The 13,063-nt window shown below is 58.0% G+C and carries 14 protein-coding genes and 1 pseudogene; 9 read left to right on the top strand and 6 right to left on the bottom strand.

What is annotated here, in order from left to right:
• Positions 1-96 (top strand): annotated as a pseudogene (locus ACM110_RS29440) (IS110 family transposase); the annotation flags it as partial.
• Between the two features lie 101 nt (positions 97-197).
• Here ACM110_RS29440 and ACM110_RS29435 read toward each other — a convergent pair.
• On the bottom strand, positions 198-1,019 hold the full coding sequence (locus ACM110_RS29435; RefSeq protein WP_416130551.1) for an HDOD domain-containing protein: 822 nt from the start codon (positions 1,017-1,019) through the stop codon (positions 198-200).
• Between the two features lie 34 nt (positions 1,020-1,053).
• A complete protein-coding gene (locus ACM110_RS29430) occupies positions 1,054-1,995 on the bottom strand; it encodes a YgfZ/GcvT domain-containing protein (RefSeq protein ID WP_416130550.1) in 942 nt (313 codons plus the stop codon).
• Between the two features lie 149 nt (positions 1,996-2,144).
• Here ACM110_RS29430 and ACM110_RS29425 point away from each other — a divergent pair, with 149 nt between their 5' ends.
• Both ACM110_RS29425 and ACM110_RS29420 read left to right on the top strand, forming a co-directional pair.
• Positions 2,145-2,399, top strand: coding sequence for a succinate dehydrogenase assembly factor 2 (locus tag ACM110_RS29425; protein WP_150705051.1), 255 nt, complete (start codon positions 2,145-2,147; stop codon positions 2,397-2,399).
• Positions 2,383-2,835 (top strand): protein YgfX, encoded by a 453-nt coding sequence (locus ACM110_RS29420; protein WP_416130549.1) that lies wholly within the window; start codon positions 2,383-2,385, stop codon positions 2,833-2,835. Before ACM110_RS29425 ends, ACM110_RS29420 begins: the two co-directional genes overlap by 17 nt.
• Here ACM110_RS29420 and nadB read toward each other — a convergent pair.
• Positions 2,804-4,420 (bottom strand): L-aspartate oxidase, encoded by a 1,617-nt coding sequence (gene nadB / locus ACM110_RS29415; RefSeq protein WP_416130548.1) that lies wholly within the window; start codon positions 4,418-4,420, stop codon positions 2,804-2,806. The genes ACM110_RS29420 and nadB overlap by 32 nt on opposite strands.
• A gap of 557 nt (positions 4,421-4,977) precedes the next feature.
• Here nadB and rpoE point away from each other — a divergent pair.
• The 4 genes from rpoE to ACM110_RS29395 all read left to right on the top strand — a co-directional run bounded on the left by rpoE (position 4,978) and on the right by ACM110_RS29395 (position 8,752).
• Complete coding sequence (rpoE, locus tag ACM110_RS29410) at positions 4,978-5,559, top strand: RNA polymerase sigma factor RpoE (protein ID WP_003172477.1); 582 nt, start codon at positions 4,978-4,980, stop codon at positions 5,557-5,559.
• A gap of 31 nt (positions 5,560-5,590) precedes the next feature.
• The gene (locus ACM110_RS29405; protein WP_338585219.1) at positions 5,591-6,178 is read left to right on the top strand and encodes a sigma-E factor negative regulatory protein; all 588 of its coding nucleotides are present in this window, start codon (positions 5,591-5,593) and stop codon (positions 6,176-6,178) included.
• 8 nt (positions 6,179-6,186) lie between these two features.
• Positions 6,187-7,146 (top strand): MucB/RseB C-terminal domain-containing protein, encoded by a 960-nt coding sequence (locus ACM110_RS29400; RefSeq protein ID WP_416130547.1) that lies wholly within the window; start codon positions 6,187-6,189, stop codon positions 7,144-7,146.
• A 178-nt stretch (positions 7,147-7,324) separates the two neighbouring features.
• Entirely contained in the window at positions 7,325-8,752 is a 1,428-nt protein-coding gene (locus ACM110_RS29395; protein WP_416130546.1) for a DegQ family serine endoprotease, read from the top strand.
• A gap of 63 nt (positions 8,753-8,815) precedes the next feature.
• On the opposite strand, the gene ACM110_RS29390 is transcribed toward ACM110_RS29395, so the two are convergent.
• The gene (locus tag ACM110_RS29390) at positions 8,816-10,249 is read right to left on the bottom strand and encodes a M48 family metalloprotease (RefSeq protein ID WP_416130545.1); all 1,434 of its coding nucleotides are present in this window, start codon (positions 10,247-10,249) and stop codon (positions 8,816-8,818) included.
• 98 nt (positions 10,250-10,347) lie between these two features.
• On the opposite strand from ACM110_RS29390, the gene ACM110_RS29385 reads away from it, so the two are divergent.
• Positions 10,348-10,587 carry a sulfurtransferase TusA family protein gene (locus ACM110_RS29385; protein ID WP_416130544.1) on the top strand — a complete coding sequence of 80 codons (240 nt, stop codon included), beginning with the start codon at positions 10,348-10,350 and terminating at the stop codon, positions 10,585-10,587.
• 31 nt (positions 10,588-10,618) lie between these two features.
• Complete coding sequence (locus ACM110_RS29380) at positions 10,619-11,689, top strand: AI-2E family transporter (RefSeq protein WP_416130543.1); 1,071 nt, start codon at positions 10,619-10,621, stop codon at positions 11,687-11,689.
• 52 nt (positions 11,690-11,741) lie between these two features.
• Here the strand turns inward: ACM110_RS29380 and ACM110_RS29375 are convergent, their stop codons facing one another.
• The gene (locus ACM110_RS29375) at positions 11,742-12,215 is read right to left on the bottom strand and encodes a peroxiredoxin (RefSeq protein ID WP_416130542.1); all 474 of its coding nucleotides are present in this window, start codon (positions 12,213-12,215) and stop codon (positions 11,742-11,744) included.
• 11 nt (positions 12,216-12,226) lie between these two features.
• On the bottom strand, positions 12,227-12,787 hold the full coding sequence (locus ACM110_RS29370) for a glycine cleavage system protein R (protein ID WP_007979776.1): 561 nt from the start codon (positions 12,785-12,787) through the stop codon (positions 12,227-12,229).
• Positions 12,788-13,063 lie beyond the last annotated feature (276 nt).

Here is a 13,063-nt window from a genome sequence, read left to right as displayed (position 1 = left end):
ACCACGCAGGCCCTGGTGATACTGGCTCGCAAGCTTGCCCGGATCGTATTTGCACTGCTAAAAGGGCAAGGTGAATACCAACCGAAAGCAGGTTGAGGGCTTCCCCTCAACCATAGAATCTCCCACATTGGATCTATGTCACACCACAAATCCCTGTGGGAGCGAGCTTGCTCGCGATTGGGGCGACGCGGTCTCGATCAGTAAAACATCGATCGGGTTTCTTCAAGATCCGCACACATCGCCTTGTTGTCCGGATCAATCCCGAGTTTGACGAAGGCTGGGACACTGAACGGATCAATGCGCGAAATCGGGTGATCGGTGTCCTTGTGGCAATACAGGCTCGCCACCTGCACCAGATCGACATAATCGACCTGCGCCGATTGTCGCTTGAAGTTCTGATAGAGCAGCGGCACCTGCACCAGCATCTCCGGAAACTCCCAGACCCTGAGCAGCTTGTCGCCGAGTAATGGATGAATGCGGTCAATCACATGGTTGAGGCTGACCGGGTCGGACAGCAGTTCATAGTGATCTTCGGCATAGGTCAGGATCGGCAACACACCGATCTGATGCACCAGCCCGCCAAGGGCCGCCTGATCGGGCTTGAGCTGCGTATAGCTGCGGCACAGCGCGTAACTGACACCGGCGATTTCCAGACTTTTGCGCCAGACTTCGCGCATTTTCTGTTCCACCACCTCGGAGCGCGCATGGAAAATCTGCTCCATGACCAGGCCGATGGCCAGGTTGCTGCTGTAGTTGATGCCCAGGCGCGTGATCGCCGTGTGCAAATCAGTGACTTCCTGAGTTGCACGCAGCAGGGGGCTATTGACCACTTTGATCAGGCGCGCCGACAACGCGGTATCGCGACCGATCACTTTGCTCAAACTGCTGATACTGATTTCCGGGTTTTCAGCGGCCTTGCGTATTTGCAACGCCACTTCCGGCAATGTTGGCAGAACCAGGTCATCGTTATCGATGGCCTCAACCAAATCCTGTTGGACCTTTTCCGCCAGCTCACTCATTTCGTTTCTCTAGGTGTCGCAAAAAGTACTGCGGTTAACGCTGGATTTCGCGGTCGCGGTCCAGTTGATAAGGCAGGTCGAGCAAGTGCAGCGCCGGGCCGTCGAGGGCACCCACGTGGATATCGCCACCTTCCGCAGCTTCGGCTTGCAGCACTGCCAACAGTTCAATGTGATTTTCGGCATTGGCGGCCATCACCACTTCACCGATTGCACTGTTATGACTCGGGGAAAACAGCTGCGTGCCGGGTTCAGGCAGTTCGCTGGTATCCAGTTGCACGCGGTACAGGCGACGCTTGAGTTTGCCGAGGTACTGCATCCGCGCGACGATTTCCTGGCCGGTGTAGCAGCCTTTTTTGAAGCTCACGCCACCGACGGCTTGCAAATTGAGCATCTGCGGGATGAACAGCTCACGGGTGTTCGGCATCACCTGGCCGATCCCGGCTCGGATCTGGCCCAGCAGCCATTGATTCAGATCGCTTTCAGTCAGCAGGGCGGACAGCTTGCCCTTGATGCTGTCGGCTTGATCCGCCGCGACCCAGAGTTCGGCGCGATCGGGCGAAACGCGGATGGCGATCAAACCGTCATGGCGCGCAACGCTGTCGGTGTCTGCCGGCAGGTCAAGCCCGAGACTCTTCAGCGCCGCATCGCCGTGTTCGACACCAAAGCGGACCCAGGCAGCGCTTTCATCGGTCAATTTGGACTTGGAGAACACCGCGTACTTTTTCAGGTCCGCCAGTTGTGGCTCCAGCAACTCACTGGCCATGGCCAGCAACACACCGTCACCTTCAAGCAGGATGCGGAAGCTCGATTGCATCCGGCCTTTCTGCGTGCAGCGCGCGCCGAGGCTGGCCTGGGTGTCGCTGAGGTAATTGAGGTTGCAGGTCAATTGGCCTTGCAGGAACTTGCCGGCGTCCGCTCCGCGGACCGCCAGAACACCTTCATGAGACAGCGTGCAGAAAAAAGCAGAATCGGCCATGGGTCATCGCAGGATAAAGAGTCTGGTGGACATGATAAGGGGGCGCCTTCGAAATGGGTAGTTCACAAAGGATCGTCGGTGACCGACCAAAGCCGACTGTTCGACGAGACGCGGGCCTGTATACTTGCGGCCTATTTGAGGAGCGCTCCATGGTCGAAGATGTTGAACTGAATCGCCTCTACTGGCACAGCCGCCGCGGCATGCTTGAGCTTGACGTGTTGCTGGTGCCGTTTGTGAAAGAGGTTTACGCAGGTCTGAACGAGGTGGATCGCGCGCTGTACGTCCGCCTGCTGGAATGCGAGGATCAGGACATGTTCGGCTGGTTCATGGAGCGCAACGAATCGGAAGATCCGGAACTTCAGCGCATGGTTCGCATGATCCTGGATCGTGTCCAGCCCAAGTAATTCGTTCGAATGCCGCTGGCATGCCTCACGGCAGTTGCTGGCGGTGTATCTATTGGCCCAGCTGTTCGCGCTGGGTTCGCTTTTCCTTCTCGACATACCGCTCTGGGTCAGTCTGCTCGGCGTTTCGTTCTGCCTGTTGCATGGCGTTTGGGCGTTGCCACGGCAGATTTTGCTGACGCACCCACAGGCGTTCTGCGGTTTGCGCCGTAATGCCGAGGGCTGGGAATTATGGAGTCAGGCGGCTGGATGGCAAGCGGTACAGCTGCGGCGGGACAGCCTGGCGCTGCCGTTGGTGGTGGTGCTGCGTTTTCGTCTGCGGGGCGAGCGGCGAGTCCGGGCCATTTGCGTGCCCCGGGATTCGCAGGCGGCGGATGTGCACCGACGCCTGCGGGTCCGGCTCAAGTTCAGTCGGCGTAGGTGGGCGGCACCAGAATAGTGTCCAGCGCTTCTGGCAGCATGTTCGGGTAGTCGAGTGTGTAATGCAGGCCGCGACTTTCCTTGCGCTCCATGGCTGACAGAATCATCAGTTCGGCCACCTGGGCCAGGTTACGCAGTTCGATCAGATCGCGACTGACCTTGTAGTTGCTATAAAACTCGTCGATTTCATCCAGCAACAGACGCACCCGGTGCTGCGCCCGTTGCAGGCGCTTGTTGGTGCGCACGATGCCGACGTAGTCCCACATGAAGCGCCGCAGTTCATCCCAGTTGTGCGCGATGATTACGTCTTCATCCGAATCGGTCACCTGGCTCGCATCCCAGGCGGGCAGGGCGATGGGCGCCGAAATCTGCGGCAATTGCTCAACGATGTCCGCCGCAGCGGAGCGGGCATAGACGAAACACTCCAGCAACGAGTTACTGGCCATGCGATTGGCGCCATGCAGGCCGGTGAAGCTGGTTTCGCCAATCGCATAAAGCCCCGGCACATCGGTACGACCTTGCTGGTCGACCATCACGCCGCCGCAGGTGTAGTGCGCCGCCGGAACCACCGGAATCGGTTGCTTGGTGATGTCGATGGAAAATTCGAGGCAGCGTTCGTACACGGTCGGAAAGTGCGTCTTGATGAAATCTTCGGACTTGTGGCTGATGTCCAGATAGACACAATCGACGCCCAGGCGCTTCATCTCATGGTCGATGGCCCGAGCGACGATGTCGCGCGGAGCGAGTTCGGCGCGGGGGTCGAAGCGCTGCATGAAGCGTTCGCCGTTAGGCAGTTTCAAGTGTGCACCTTCGCCGCGCAGGGCTTCGGTGATCAGGAAACTCTTGGCTTGCGGGTGATACAGGCAGGTGGGGTGGAACTGGTTGAATTCCAGGTTTGCCACCCGACAGCCCGAACGCCAGGCCATGGCGATGCCATCACCGCAGGCGCCATCCGGGTTGCTGGTATAGAGGTAGACCTTGGCGGCGCCGCCGGAGGCGAGGATCACGAAGCGGGCGCCGTAGGTGTCGACTTCACCGGTGCCACGGTTGAGTACGTAGGCACCCAGACAGCGATCACCTTCAAGGCCAAGGCGCTTTTCGGTGATCAGGTCGACCGCGACCCGCTGTTCCAGCAGCTCGATGTTCGGCCGTTCTTTGGCCTGGGCCAGCAAGGTACGGAAAATCGCCGCGCCGGTGGCATCGGCGGCGTGGATGATGCGGCGATGACTGTGGCCGCCTTCGCGGGTCAGGTGAAACTCGAATCCACCGTCTTCGGTGCTGGATTGTTCATCGCGGGTAAATGGCACGCCTTGGTCGATCAGCCATTGAATCGCTTCTTTACTGTGTTCGACGGTAAAGCGAACGGCATCTTCATGGCACAGGCCGCCGCCCGCATTGAGAGTGTCATCGACGTGGGATTCGACAGTATCGGTGTCATCCAAGACGGCAGCGACACCGCCCTGGGCCCAGAAAGTCGAGCCATTGGCGAGGTCGCCTTTGCTCAGTACGGCGATACGCAAATGACCGGGCAAGGTCAGCGCAAGGCTCAAGCCGGCAGCACCGCTACCAATTACCAGAACATCGTGTTGAAACTGTTGGCTCATTTCAGGATTCCGCTCAAAGCGACCCGGTTCGGGGGAGGCGCTGGACAACTGGACAGGCGAGTCAGGTTTGCGTACAGCCCACTAGTATATAGAGGGGTGGAGCGGCACAATAGCCGAGCCCATATGGCATTGTGAAACTACTGTGACGGAAAAGACCTGACGCTTCGTCGGATGTTTTTTCGGCCGATTCGGCGACAAGTGAACTGTATCGTGGATTTAACAGTCTTTTTCATTGCACGGTTGCACAATGTCGGTTTCGGGCAGCTATAAATATTTGGAACTTTTGCCAAAGGCCCAAGATCAATAGACGGTTGCCTGATTCAAGGGACAGTGTCGGCTTCAGCGCAGGATCTGCTTTGGATCCTTGCCGGCGAAACCGATGACAAGATTATTCGCGCAGCCGGGGAATCTCGCGCTGCGCTTTTCGTGCGTGCCGAATCAGAGCCCGCAGGAAACTTGCCTGGAGGGGGAGAACTTTTGCGAAAAGCCCGAGTCTATGTTTGCAAGTCCGGTCGTTTAGTTATGCAAGCCTCCTCCGAGCTTATCGAGGAGTGTTCATGCTAACCCAGGAAGAGGATCAGCAGCTGGTCGAACGCGTTCAACGCGGCGACAAGCGAGCGTTCGATCTGCTAGTGCTGAAATACCAGCACAAAATTCTCGGGTTGATCGTGCGTTTTGTGCACGACACCCATGAAGCCCAGGATGTGGCACAAGAAGCCTTTATCAAGGCGTACCGTGCACTTGGAAATTTTCGCGGAGACAGCGCGTTTTATACGTGGCTTTACCGCATCGCCATTAACACGGCGAAAAACTATCTGGTTTCACGCGGCCGTCGGCCGCCGGATAGCGATGTCAGTTCCGAGGATGCAGAGTTCTACGATGGCGATCATGGCCTCAAGGATCTCGAGTCGCCAGAACGGGCTTTGCTGCGGGATGAGATCGAAGGCACCGTCCATCGAACCATTCAGCAACTTCCAGAAGATTTGCGTACGGCTTTAACTTTACGTGAATTCGATGGTCTGAGTTACGAGGACATTGCGAGCGTCATGCAATGTCCGGTGGGCACCGTGCGCTCCCGGATTTTCCGCGCCCGGGAGGCCATCGATAAAGCCCTGCAGCCGTTGTTGCAGGAAAACTAAAGACAGCGGCGACAGCCAAGAGAGGAACGCCATGAGTCGTGAAGCCCTGCAGGAATCGCTGTCCGCAGTGATGGATAACGAAGCGGACGAATTGGAATTGCGTCGGGTACTCAGTGCCTGCGACGATGTTGAAACCCGTGAAACCTGGGCTCGTTATCAGATCGCTCGGGCAGTGATGCACAAGGATCTGCTGCTTCCACGTCTGGACATCGCCGCGGCCGTTTCCGCAGCCTTGGCTGACGAAGCCGTACCGGCAAAAGCCACCCGTGGTCCATGGCGCAGCCTGGGTCGTCTGGCCGTCGCCGCGTCGGTAACCGTCGCTGTGCTGGCAGGTGTTCGTCTGTACAACCAGGACGAGATCGCCGGTGTCGAACTGGCTCAGCAATCCAGCCAACAGAATCTGGCCGCTCCTCAAATCAAGGGCCCGGCTGTTTTGGCAGGCTACAATGAGAGTTCGGAAGCCACTGGTCCTATGGCCAACGGCGTATTGCAAGGTCAGCCAGGCTGGCATGATCAGCGTCTGCCGAGCTACCTGCGCCAACATGCTCAACAGGCTGCATTGAAAGGTACTGAGAGCGCTCTGCCTTACGCTCGTGCAGCAAGCCTGGAAAACCGCTAAGGAGGATCATGCGCGCCATACCTCTACTTTCGCTTCTGCTCAGTGGCTGGTTTGTTGTTCCAGCCCACGCCGATGAAGCCCAGGACTGGTTGACCCGTCTTGGTCAGGCCGAGCAACAGCAAAGCTTTCACGGTACTTTCGTCTACGAGCGTAACGGTAGTTTTTCTACCCATAACATCTGGCACCGCGTCCAGGATGGCAAAGTTCGCGAGCGGTTGCTCCAGCTCGACGGCTCAGCGCAGGAAGTCGTACGCATTGATGGGCATACTCAATGCGTCAGCGGCACCCTGATCGCAGGGCTGGGGGATTCGCCAAACTCCGCAGCTCGTGCACTCGATCCCCAAAAGCTCAAGAACTGGTATGACCTTGCTGTCATTGGCAAGTCGCGTGTGGCCGGGCGTGCGGCAGTGATCGTTTCACTGACGCCTCGCGACCAACACCGTTACGGGTTTGAACTGCATCTGGATAAAGAAACCGGCCTGCCGCTGAAATCGTTGCTGCTGAACGACAAAGGGCAGTTGCTGGAGCGGTTCCAGTTCACGCAACTGGATACTGCCAATGTTCCTTCCGACAGTGATTTGCAGCCAGGCGCTGACTGCAAAGCCGTCAATCTCGGCAGTGACAAGGCTTCTGCGATCAAGACTGCTCAGGTCTGGCATTCGGACTGGTTACCGCCTGGCTTCGAACTGACCAGCAGCACTGCACGCAAGGATCCCGACACCAAAACCCAGGTCAACAGCTTGATGTATGACGATGGCCTCGCGCGTTTTTCGGTGTTCCTGGAGCCGTTGAATGGGGCGACAGTCACCGACACCCGTACTCAGTTGGGACCAACCGTCGCGGTTTCCCGGCGCTTGACCACACCGCAGGGCGAGATCATGGTGACCGTGGTTGGTGAAATCCCGGTAGGCACTGCCGAACGGATTGCGTTATCCATGCGTACTGATGCCGCTTCCACCACACAGTAAGCTGAGATCGAAATGTTTCGTGAGCATTTCAGTTTGCAAATACCCCCAGAATTTTTTATAGGTCAGAGCCCCTCGGCTCTGGCCTTGTTTGTTGTTCCCGGAACAAAAATACCGGCGTATCTTTCCCGGTGTTCCTTGATCCATATCGCTTAACCATGCTCGTCGTAACGGGAGCCGTATGTCGATACCACGCTTGAAGTCTTATCTCTCCATTTTTGCCACCGTGCTGGTGCTCGGTCAGGCTGTCACTGCGCAAGCGGTCGAACTGCCTGATTTCACGCAACTGGTCGAGCAGGCCTCGCCCGCGGTGGTGAACATCAGTACCACGCAGAAACTGCCGGATCGCAAGGTCAACCAGCAGATGCCTGACCTCGAAGGCTTGCCGCCGATGTTGCGCGAGTTCTTCGAACGTGGCATGCCGCCGCAACCGCGTTCGCCTCGCGGTGATCGTCAGCGTGAAGCCCAGTCCCTGGGTTCGGGCTTCATCATTTCGCCCGACGGCTACATCCTGACCAACAACCACGTGATCGCTGACGCCGACGAAATTCTCGTGCGTCTCGCTGATCGCAGCGAGATGAAAGCCAAGCTGGTCGGCACTGATCCGCGTTCCGACGTGGCACTGCTGAAAATCGAAGGCAAGGATCTGCCGGTTCTGAAACTAGGCAAATCCCAGGATCTGAAGGCCGGCCAATGGGTCGTGGCAATCGGTTCGCCGTTCGGCTTTGATCACACCGTGACCCAAGGCATCGTCAGTGCCGTCGGTCGCAGCCTGCCGAACGAAAACTATGTGCCGTTCATCCAGACCGACGTGCCGATCAACCCGGGTAACTCGGGTGGCCCGTTGTTCAACCTGAACGGCGAAGTGGTCGGGATCAACTCGCAGATCTACACCCGTTCCGGCGGCTTCATGGGTGTGTCGTTCGCGATTCCTATCGACGTGGCCATGGACGTTTCCAACCAGCTGAAAAGCGGTGGCAAGGTCAGCCGTGGCTGGTTGGGTGTCGTGATTCAGGAAGTGAACAAGGATCTGGCCGAGTCGTTCGGTCTGGACAAACCGGCTGGTGCGCTGGTCGCCCAGATCCAGGATGACGGCCCGGCTGCCAAGGGTGGTCTGCAAGTTGGCGACGTTATCCTGAGCATGAACGGGCAACCGATCGTGATGTCCGCCGATCTGCCACATCTGGTCGGTGCACTGAAAGCTGGCTCCAAGGCCAATCTGGAAGTGATTCGTGAAGGCAAGCGCAAAAACGTCGAGCTGACGGTTGGCGCGATTCCTGATGAAGACAAAGAACTCGATGCTTTGCCGAAGTCGGGCGCCGAGACCAGCAGTAATCGTCTGGGTGTTTCTGTCGTCGAGTTGACTGCTGAGCAGAAGAAAACCTACGACCTCAAAGGCGGCGTGGTGATCAAGGAAGTGCAGGACGGTCCTGCTTCGATGATCGGCTTGCAGCCAGGTGACGTCATTACTCACCTGAACAATCAGGCAATCGAGTCCACCAAGGAGTTCACCGACATCGCCAAGGCGCTGCCGAAGAATCGTTCGGTATCGATGCGTGTGCTGCGTCAGGGTCGTGCCAGCTTCATCACCTTCAAACTGGCGGAATAATCCGGTTGTCGGTTGAATAAAAAACCGCCTCGAAAGAGGCGGTTTTTTTATGCCTGAAACAAACTATCCCATCATGTCCTTGATCATGCGCTCTTGCTCCATCAGCTCTCGCTGACGGGCATCGATGCGTGACGACAGCGGGAAGTTGCTGCCAGCCTTGCGTTTGGCGAAATCCAGTTGCTGGATCGCCTGACGATAGTCGCCGACCAGGGCGAAATACTCGGCACGTGCCTGATGCAGGCCGATGATGTTGCCCGACAGGCCGCGAGTCTCGGCCACCTGATACCAAACGTCCGGATCATCCGGCCGCGACTTGAGCAGGCCTTCCAGTGCTTTTTCCGCATCGGCGGCGCGGTTCTGTTTCAACAACAGGTCGACGCGCACCTGGTTCAGCGGATAGTTGCCCGGGTACTGAGTCAGCATCCGGTCCACCCGGGTTTGCGCATCCGCCAGACGATTGTTGGTGATGTCCAGATCGATCTGGGCGAGGTTGTAGATGATCTCGTTTGGCGACTTGGCCAACAGCAGCTTGAGATTTTCCCGAGCGTCGTTGAGTTGGCCGCCCTTGATCTGGGCGATAGCGAGGCCATAGCGAGCGACATCGCTTTTCGGGTTTTCATCCAGTTGCGCGCGGAAGCGCTTGGCGCCCAAGCCTGGAGTTTCCTCGTATATCAGCTGCACCCGTGCGCGAATCAGTTGATAGCGCACGGTGTCCTCAATACCACCTTTTGGAGCCTGTTCGGCACGGTTGCGGGTGTCGGCGATCCGCGATTCGGTGACCGGGTGAGTCAGCAGGAATTCCGGTGGCTTGGCATCGAAGCGGTACTGGCGCCCAAGGCGTTCGAACATGGTGGGCATCGAGCGTGGATCGTAACCGGCCTTTTCCAGATTGAGGATACCGATGCGGTCGGCTTCCTGTTCGTTCTGGCGGGAGAAACGCCGCTGTTCCTGAATCGCCGCCGCCTGCGTACCCGCAATGGCGGCGATCCCGGCATCACCGGCACCGGCAGCGGCAATCACGATCCCGGCCAGCAAGGCGGCCATCATCGGCACTTGCATGCGCTGTTGCGCTTCGACGCCACGGGCAAAGTGACGTTGCGACAAGTGAGCCAATTCGTGCGCCAGTACCGAGGCATATTCGCCTTCGGTCTGGGCGTTGAGAAACAGGCCGCCGTTGACCCCGACAATCCCGCCAGGTGCCGCAAAGGCGTTGAGCTGAGGGCTGTTGATCAGGATGAACTCAAGACGCCGGTCATTGACCTGGCTGGTCTCCACCAGACGATAAACGCTGGACTCGACATAGTCCTTGAGCTGCGGATCGTTGAGCTGCGAGACCTGACTGCGTAGCAGTGCGAGCCAGGCGCGACCCAACTGGTATTCCTGCTGTGGTGAGACGATGGCAGAACTGGCGTCGCCGAGTGACGGCAGGTCGTCGGCGAAGCCCGGTGAGGCGAGCAGGCAAGCGAGCGTCAGCAGGGTAGGGCGCAAAAAAGTCATGCACAAAGCCTTAGTCGACAAAGACCTTACTGTAGCCGGACACCAGCCTTGCGACCAGATATTCTAGGCAACTCGACTACGTGACCCGGAGTAATGCAATGATCGATGCTGTAGCCCATGACGTTGAGCTGGACGCCTGCGGCCTGAATTGTCCGTTGCCGTTGCTCAAGGCCAAGATGGAGCTCAATCGAATGGCCAGCGGTGCGGTACTCAAGGTGATCGCCACCGATGCGGGTTCGCAGCGTGACTTCCGCACCTTTGCCCGATTGGCCGGTCATACGCTGCTTCGTGAAGAAGATGAGGCGGGCGTGTACCGCTACTGGTTGAAAAAAGCCTGAAACCTGCGGCATTTGTTCTTAAGGATTATTGATGTTCAAAGTGTTACGCGACTGGATTCAGCGCTATTTCTCCGATGAAGAAGCCGTGGTTCTGGCAGTCCTGCTGTTTCTGGCGTTCACCGCCGTCCTGACGCTGGGTGGAATGCTGGCGCCGGTGCTGGCCGGGATGGTGCTGGCGTACCTGATGCAGGGCCTGGTGCTGACCCTCGAACGCTTGAGGGTGCCGGGCGGGGCGGCGGTGGGGTTGGTCTTTGCGCTGTTCATGGGGGTGTTGCTGGTATTCATCGTGGTCGTGGTGCCGCTGCTCTGGCATCAGTTGATCACCTTGTTCAACGAGTTGCCCGGCATGCTCGCCAAGTGGCAGTCGCTGTTGTTGCTGTTGCCGGAGCGCTATCCGCATCTGGTGTCTGACGAACAGGTGCTGCAAGCCATCGAGGTAGCACGTGGCGAGATCGGCAAGTTCGGGCAATGGGCGCTGACGTTCTCGCTGTCGAGTCTGCCGCTGTTGGTCAACATCATGATCTATCTGGTGCTGGTGCCGATCCTGGTGTTCTTCTTCCTCAAGGACCGGGCCATGATCGGCCAGTGGGTGCGCGGCTACCTGCCCCGTGAGCGAGCGCTGATTACCCGTGTCGCCCATGAAATGAACCGGCAGATCGCTAACTACATTCGCGGCAAGGTTATCGAGATTTTCATTTGCGGCGGCGTGACCTACATCGCTTTCGTCGTCCTGGAGCTGAACTACGCGGCGCTGCTGGCGTTGTTGGTGGGGATTTCGGTGGTGGTGCCCTACGTCGGCGCCGTGGTGGTGACGGTGCCGGTGTTCCTGATTGCGCTGTTCCAGTGGGGCTGGAGCGACCAGTTCATCTATTTGATGGCGGTCTACGGGATCATCCAGACACTGGATGGCAACGTGCTGGTGCCATTGCTGTTTTCGGAGGCGGTCAATCTGCACCCAGTGGCGATCATCTGTGCGGTGCTGTTGTTTGGCGGTTTGTGGGGATTCTGGGGGGTGTTCTTTGCGATTCCCCTGGCGACACTGTTCAAGGCTGTGCTTGATGCGTGGCCACGCAAAGAGCCAGTGGTGGCGCCGCTGCTTTAAAAGTGTGTTGATAAAAAAAATCGCAGCTCTGGGCTGCGATTTTTTTTGATGATCAGGCCTTGTTCAGCGCCTGAGCCGCGGCCAGTACCGCATCGACATGCCCTGGCACCTTCACGCCACGCCATTCCTGACGCAATACGCCATCCTTGTCGATCAGGAACGTGCTGCGATCCACGCCCATGTATTCCTTGCCGTAAAGTTTTTTCAGCTTGATCACGTCGAACAGCTGGCAAAGCGCCTCTTCCTTGTCGCTGATCAGCTCGAAAGTGAACGCTTGCTTGGCCTTGAAGTTTTCATGGGATTTCAGGCTATCGCGGGAAACGCCAAACACTTCGGTGTTGGCCGCTTTAAAGGCGTCCAATTGATCGCGAAAGCCCTGGCCCTGGGTCGTGCAACCCGGCGTGCTGTCCTTCGGATAGAAGTAGATCACCACTTGCTTGCCTTTGAGGCCCGCGAGGCTGACGGTCTGCCCGCTGGTGGCGGGTGCTTCGAAGTCGGCAACCTGTTGGTCGATAGCAACGGCCATGAAAAGCTTCCTTACATTGGGTTCTGTGGGCGCCACGGCTCGATCAGGGCGTCCAGGTTCAGCGCATCGGCGAAATCCAGGAACTGATCGCGCAACCAGCTGATTTGTACGCCGGCCGGCAAGGTCACGGTAAACGTGGCGTTGAGCATGGTGCCGCCAGTTTGCGGAGCCTGATAGGTGTCGCAAGTCAGGTTTTCCAGCTCGACGTTATGGTCCATGAAGAACTGGCACAGCTCGTTGATGATGTCCGAGCGGTAAGCCGAGCTTACATAGGCGACGTAAGGCAAGGCCTGAGGGCGGTTCTCCAGGGCTGCGCTGCGCACCACATTGACGGTGAACGCGTGCCGTTTGGCCAGCACCGGCAGGCTGCCTTCCAGGCGCGCCAGGGCGTCCCAGCTGCCGGAGATTTCGAGGACCAGTGCACTGCACTCGCCATGACGGGTCAGGCGGGAAGTAACCACGGCGCAGCGATTTTCATGGCTGGCGCGGCACAGGACGTTAGTCAGCTCCATGGGGTTGGCGCCGAGGGCACTGATGACAAGGAATTGTTCGCGAACTGTGGGGGTGGACATGCAGCATTCCTAAAGCGATGAGCGGTCGGTACTTCTATCGGCTTGTTTTACCGGGGCGAGCCTGCGGATGCGAATTCAGAAAGCCTCAGGCGCAGGTTGCAACGTGCTCCAGTATGGCAGGAACGAGAGGTGGCAACGCTGGAATGGGGCTTGTGATGCCGAAAATGGAGGCAGAAACCCGGCGTACGAGCTTGTCAGTACCGATCAAAGTCTGAAGGGTAGCGAAAAGCAGCGCCAAGGGGAATGGCGGCAGCGCAGTACTTCGCTTGTACAAGC

Source organism: Pseudomonas sp. NFX98, assembly GCF_047784845.1.
Taxonomy (GTDB): Bacteria; Pseudomonadota; Gammaproteobacteria; order Pseudomonadales; family Pseudomonadaceae; genus Aquipseudomonas.
Note: the sequence above shows the minus strand (reverse complement) of the source record. Positions and strands in the feature narration are given on the sequence as shown.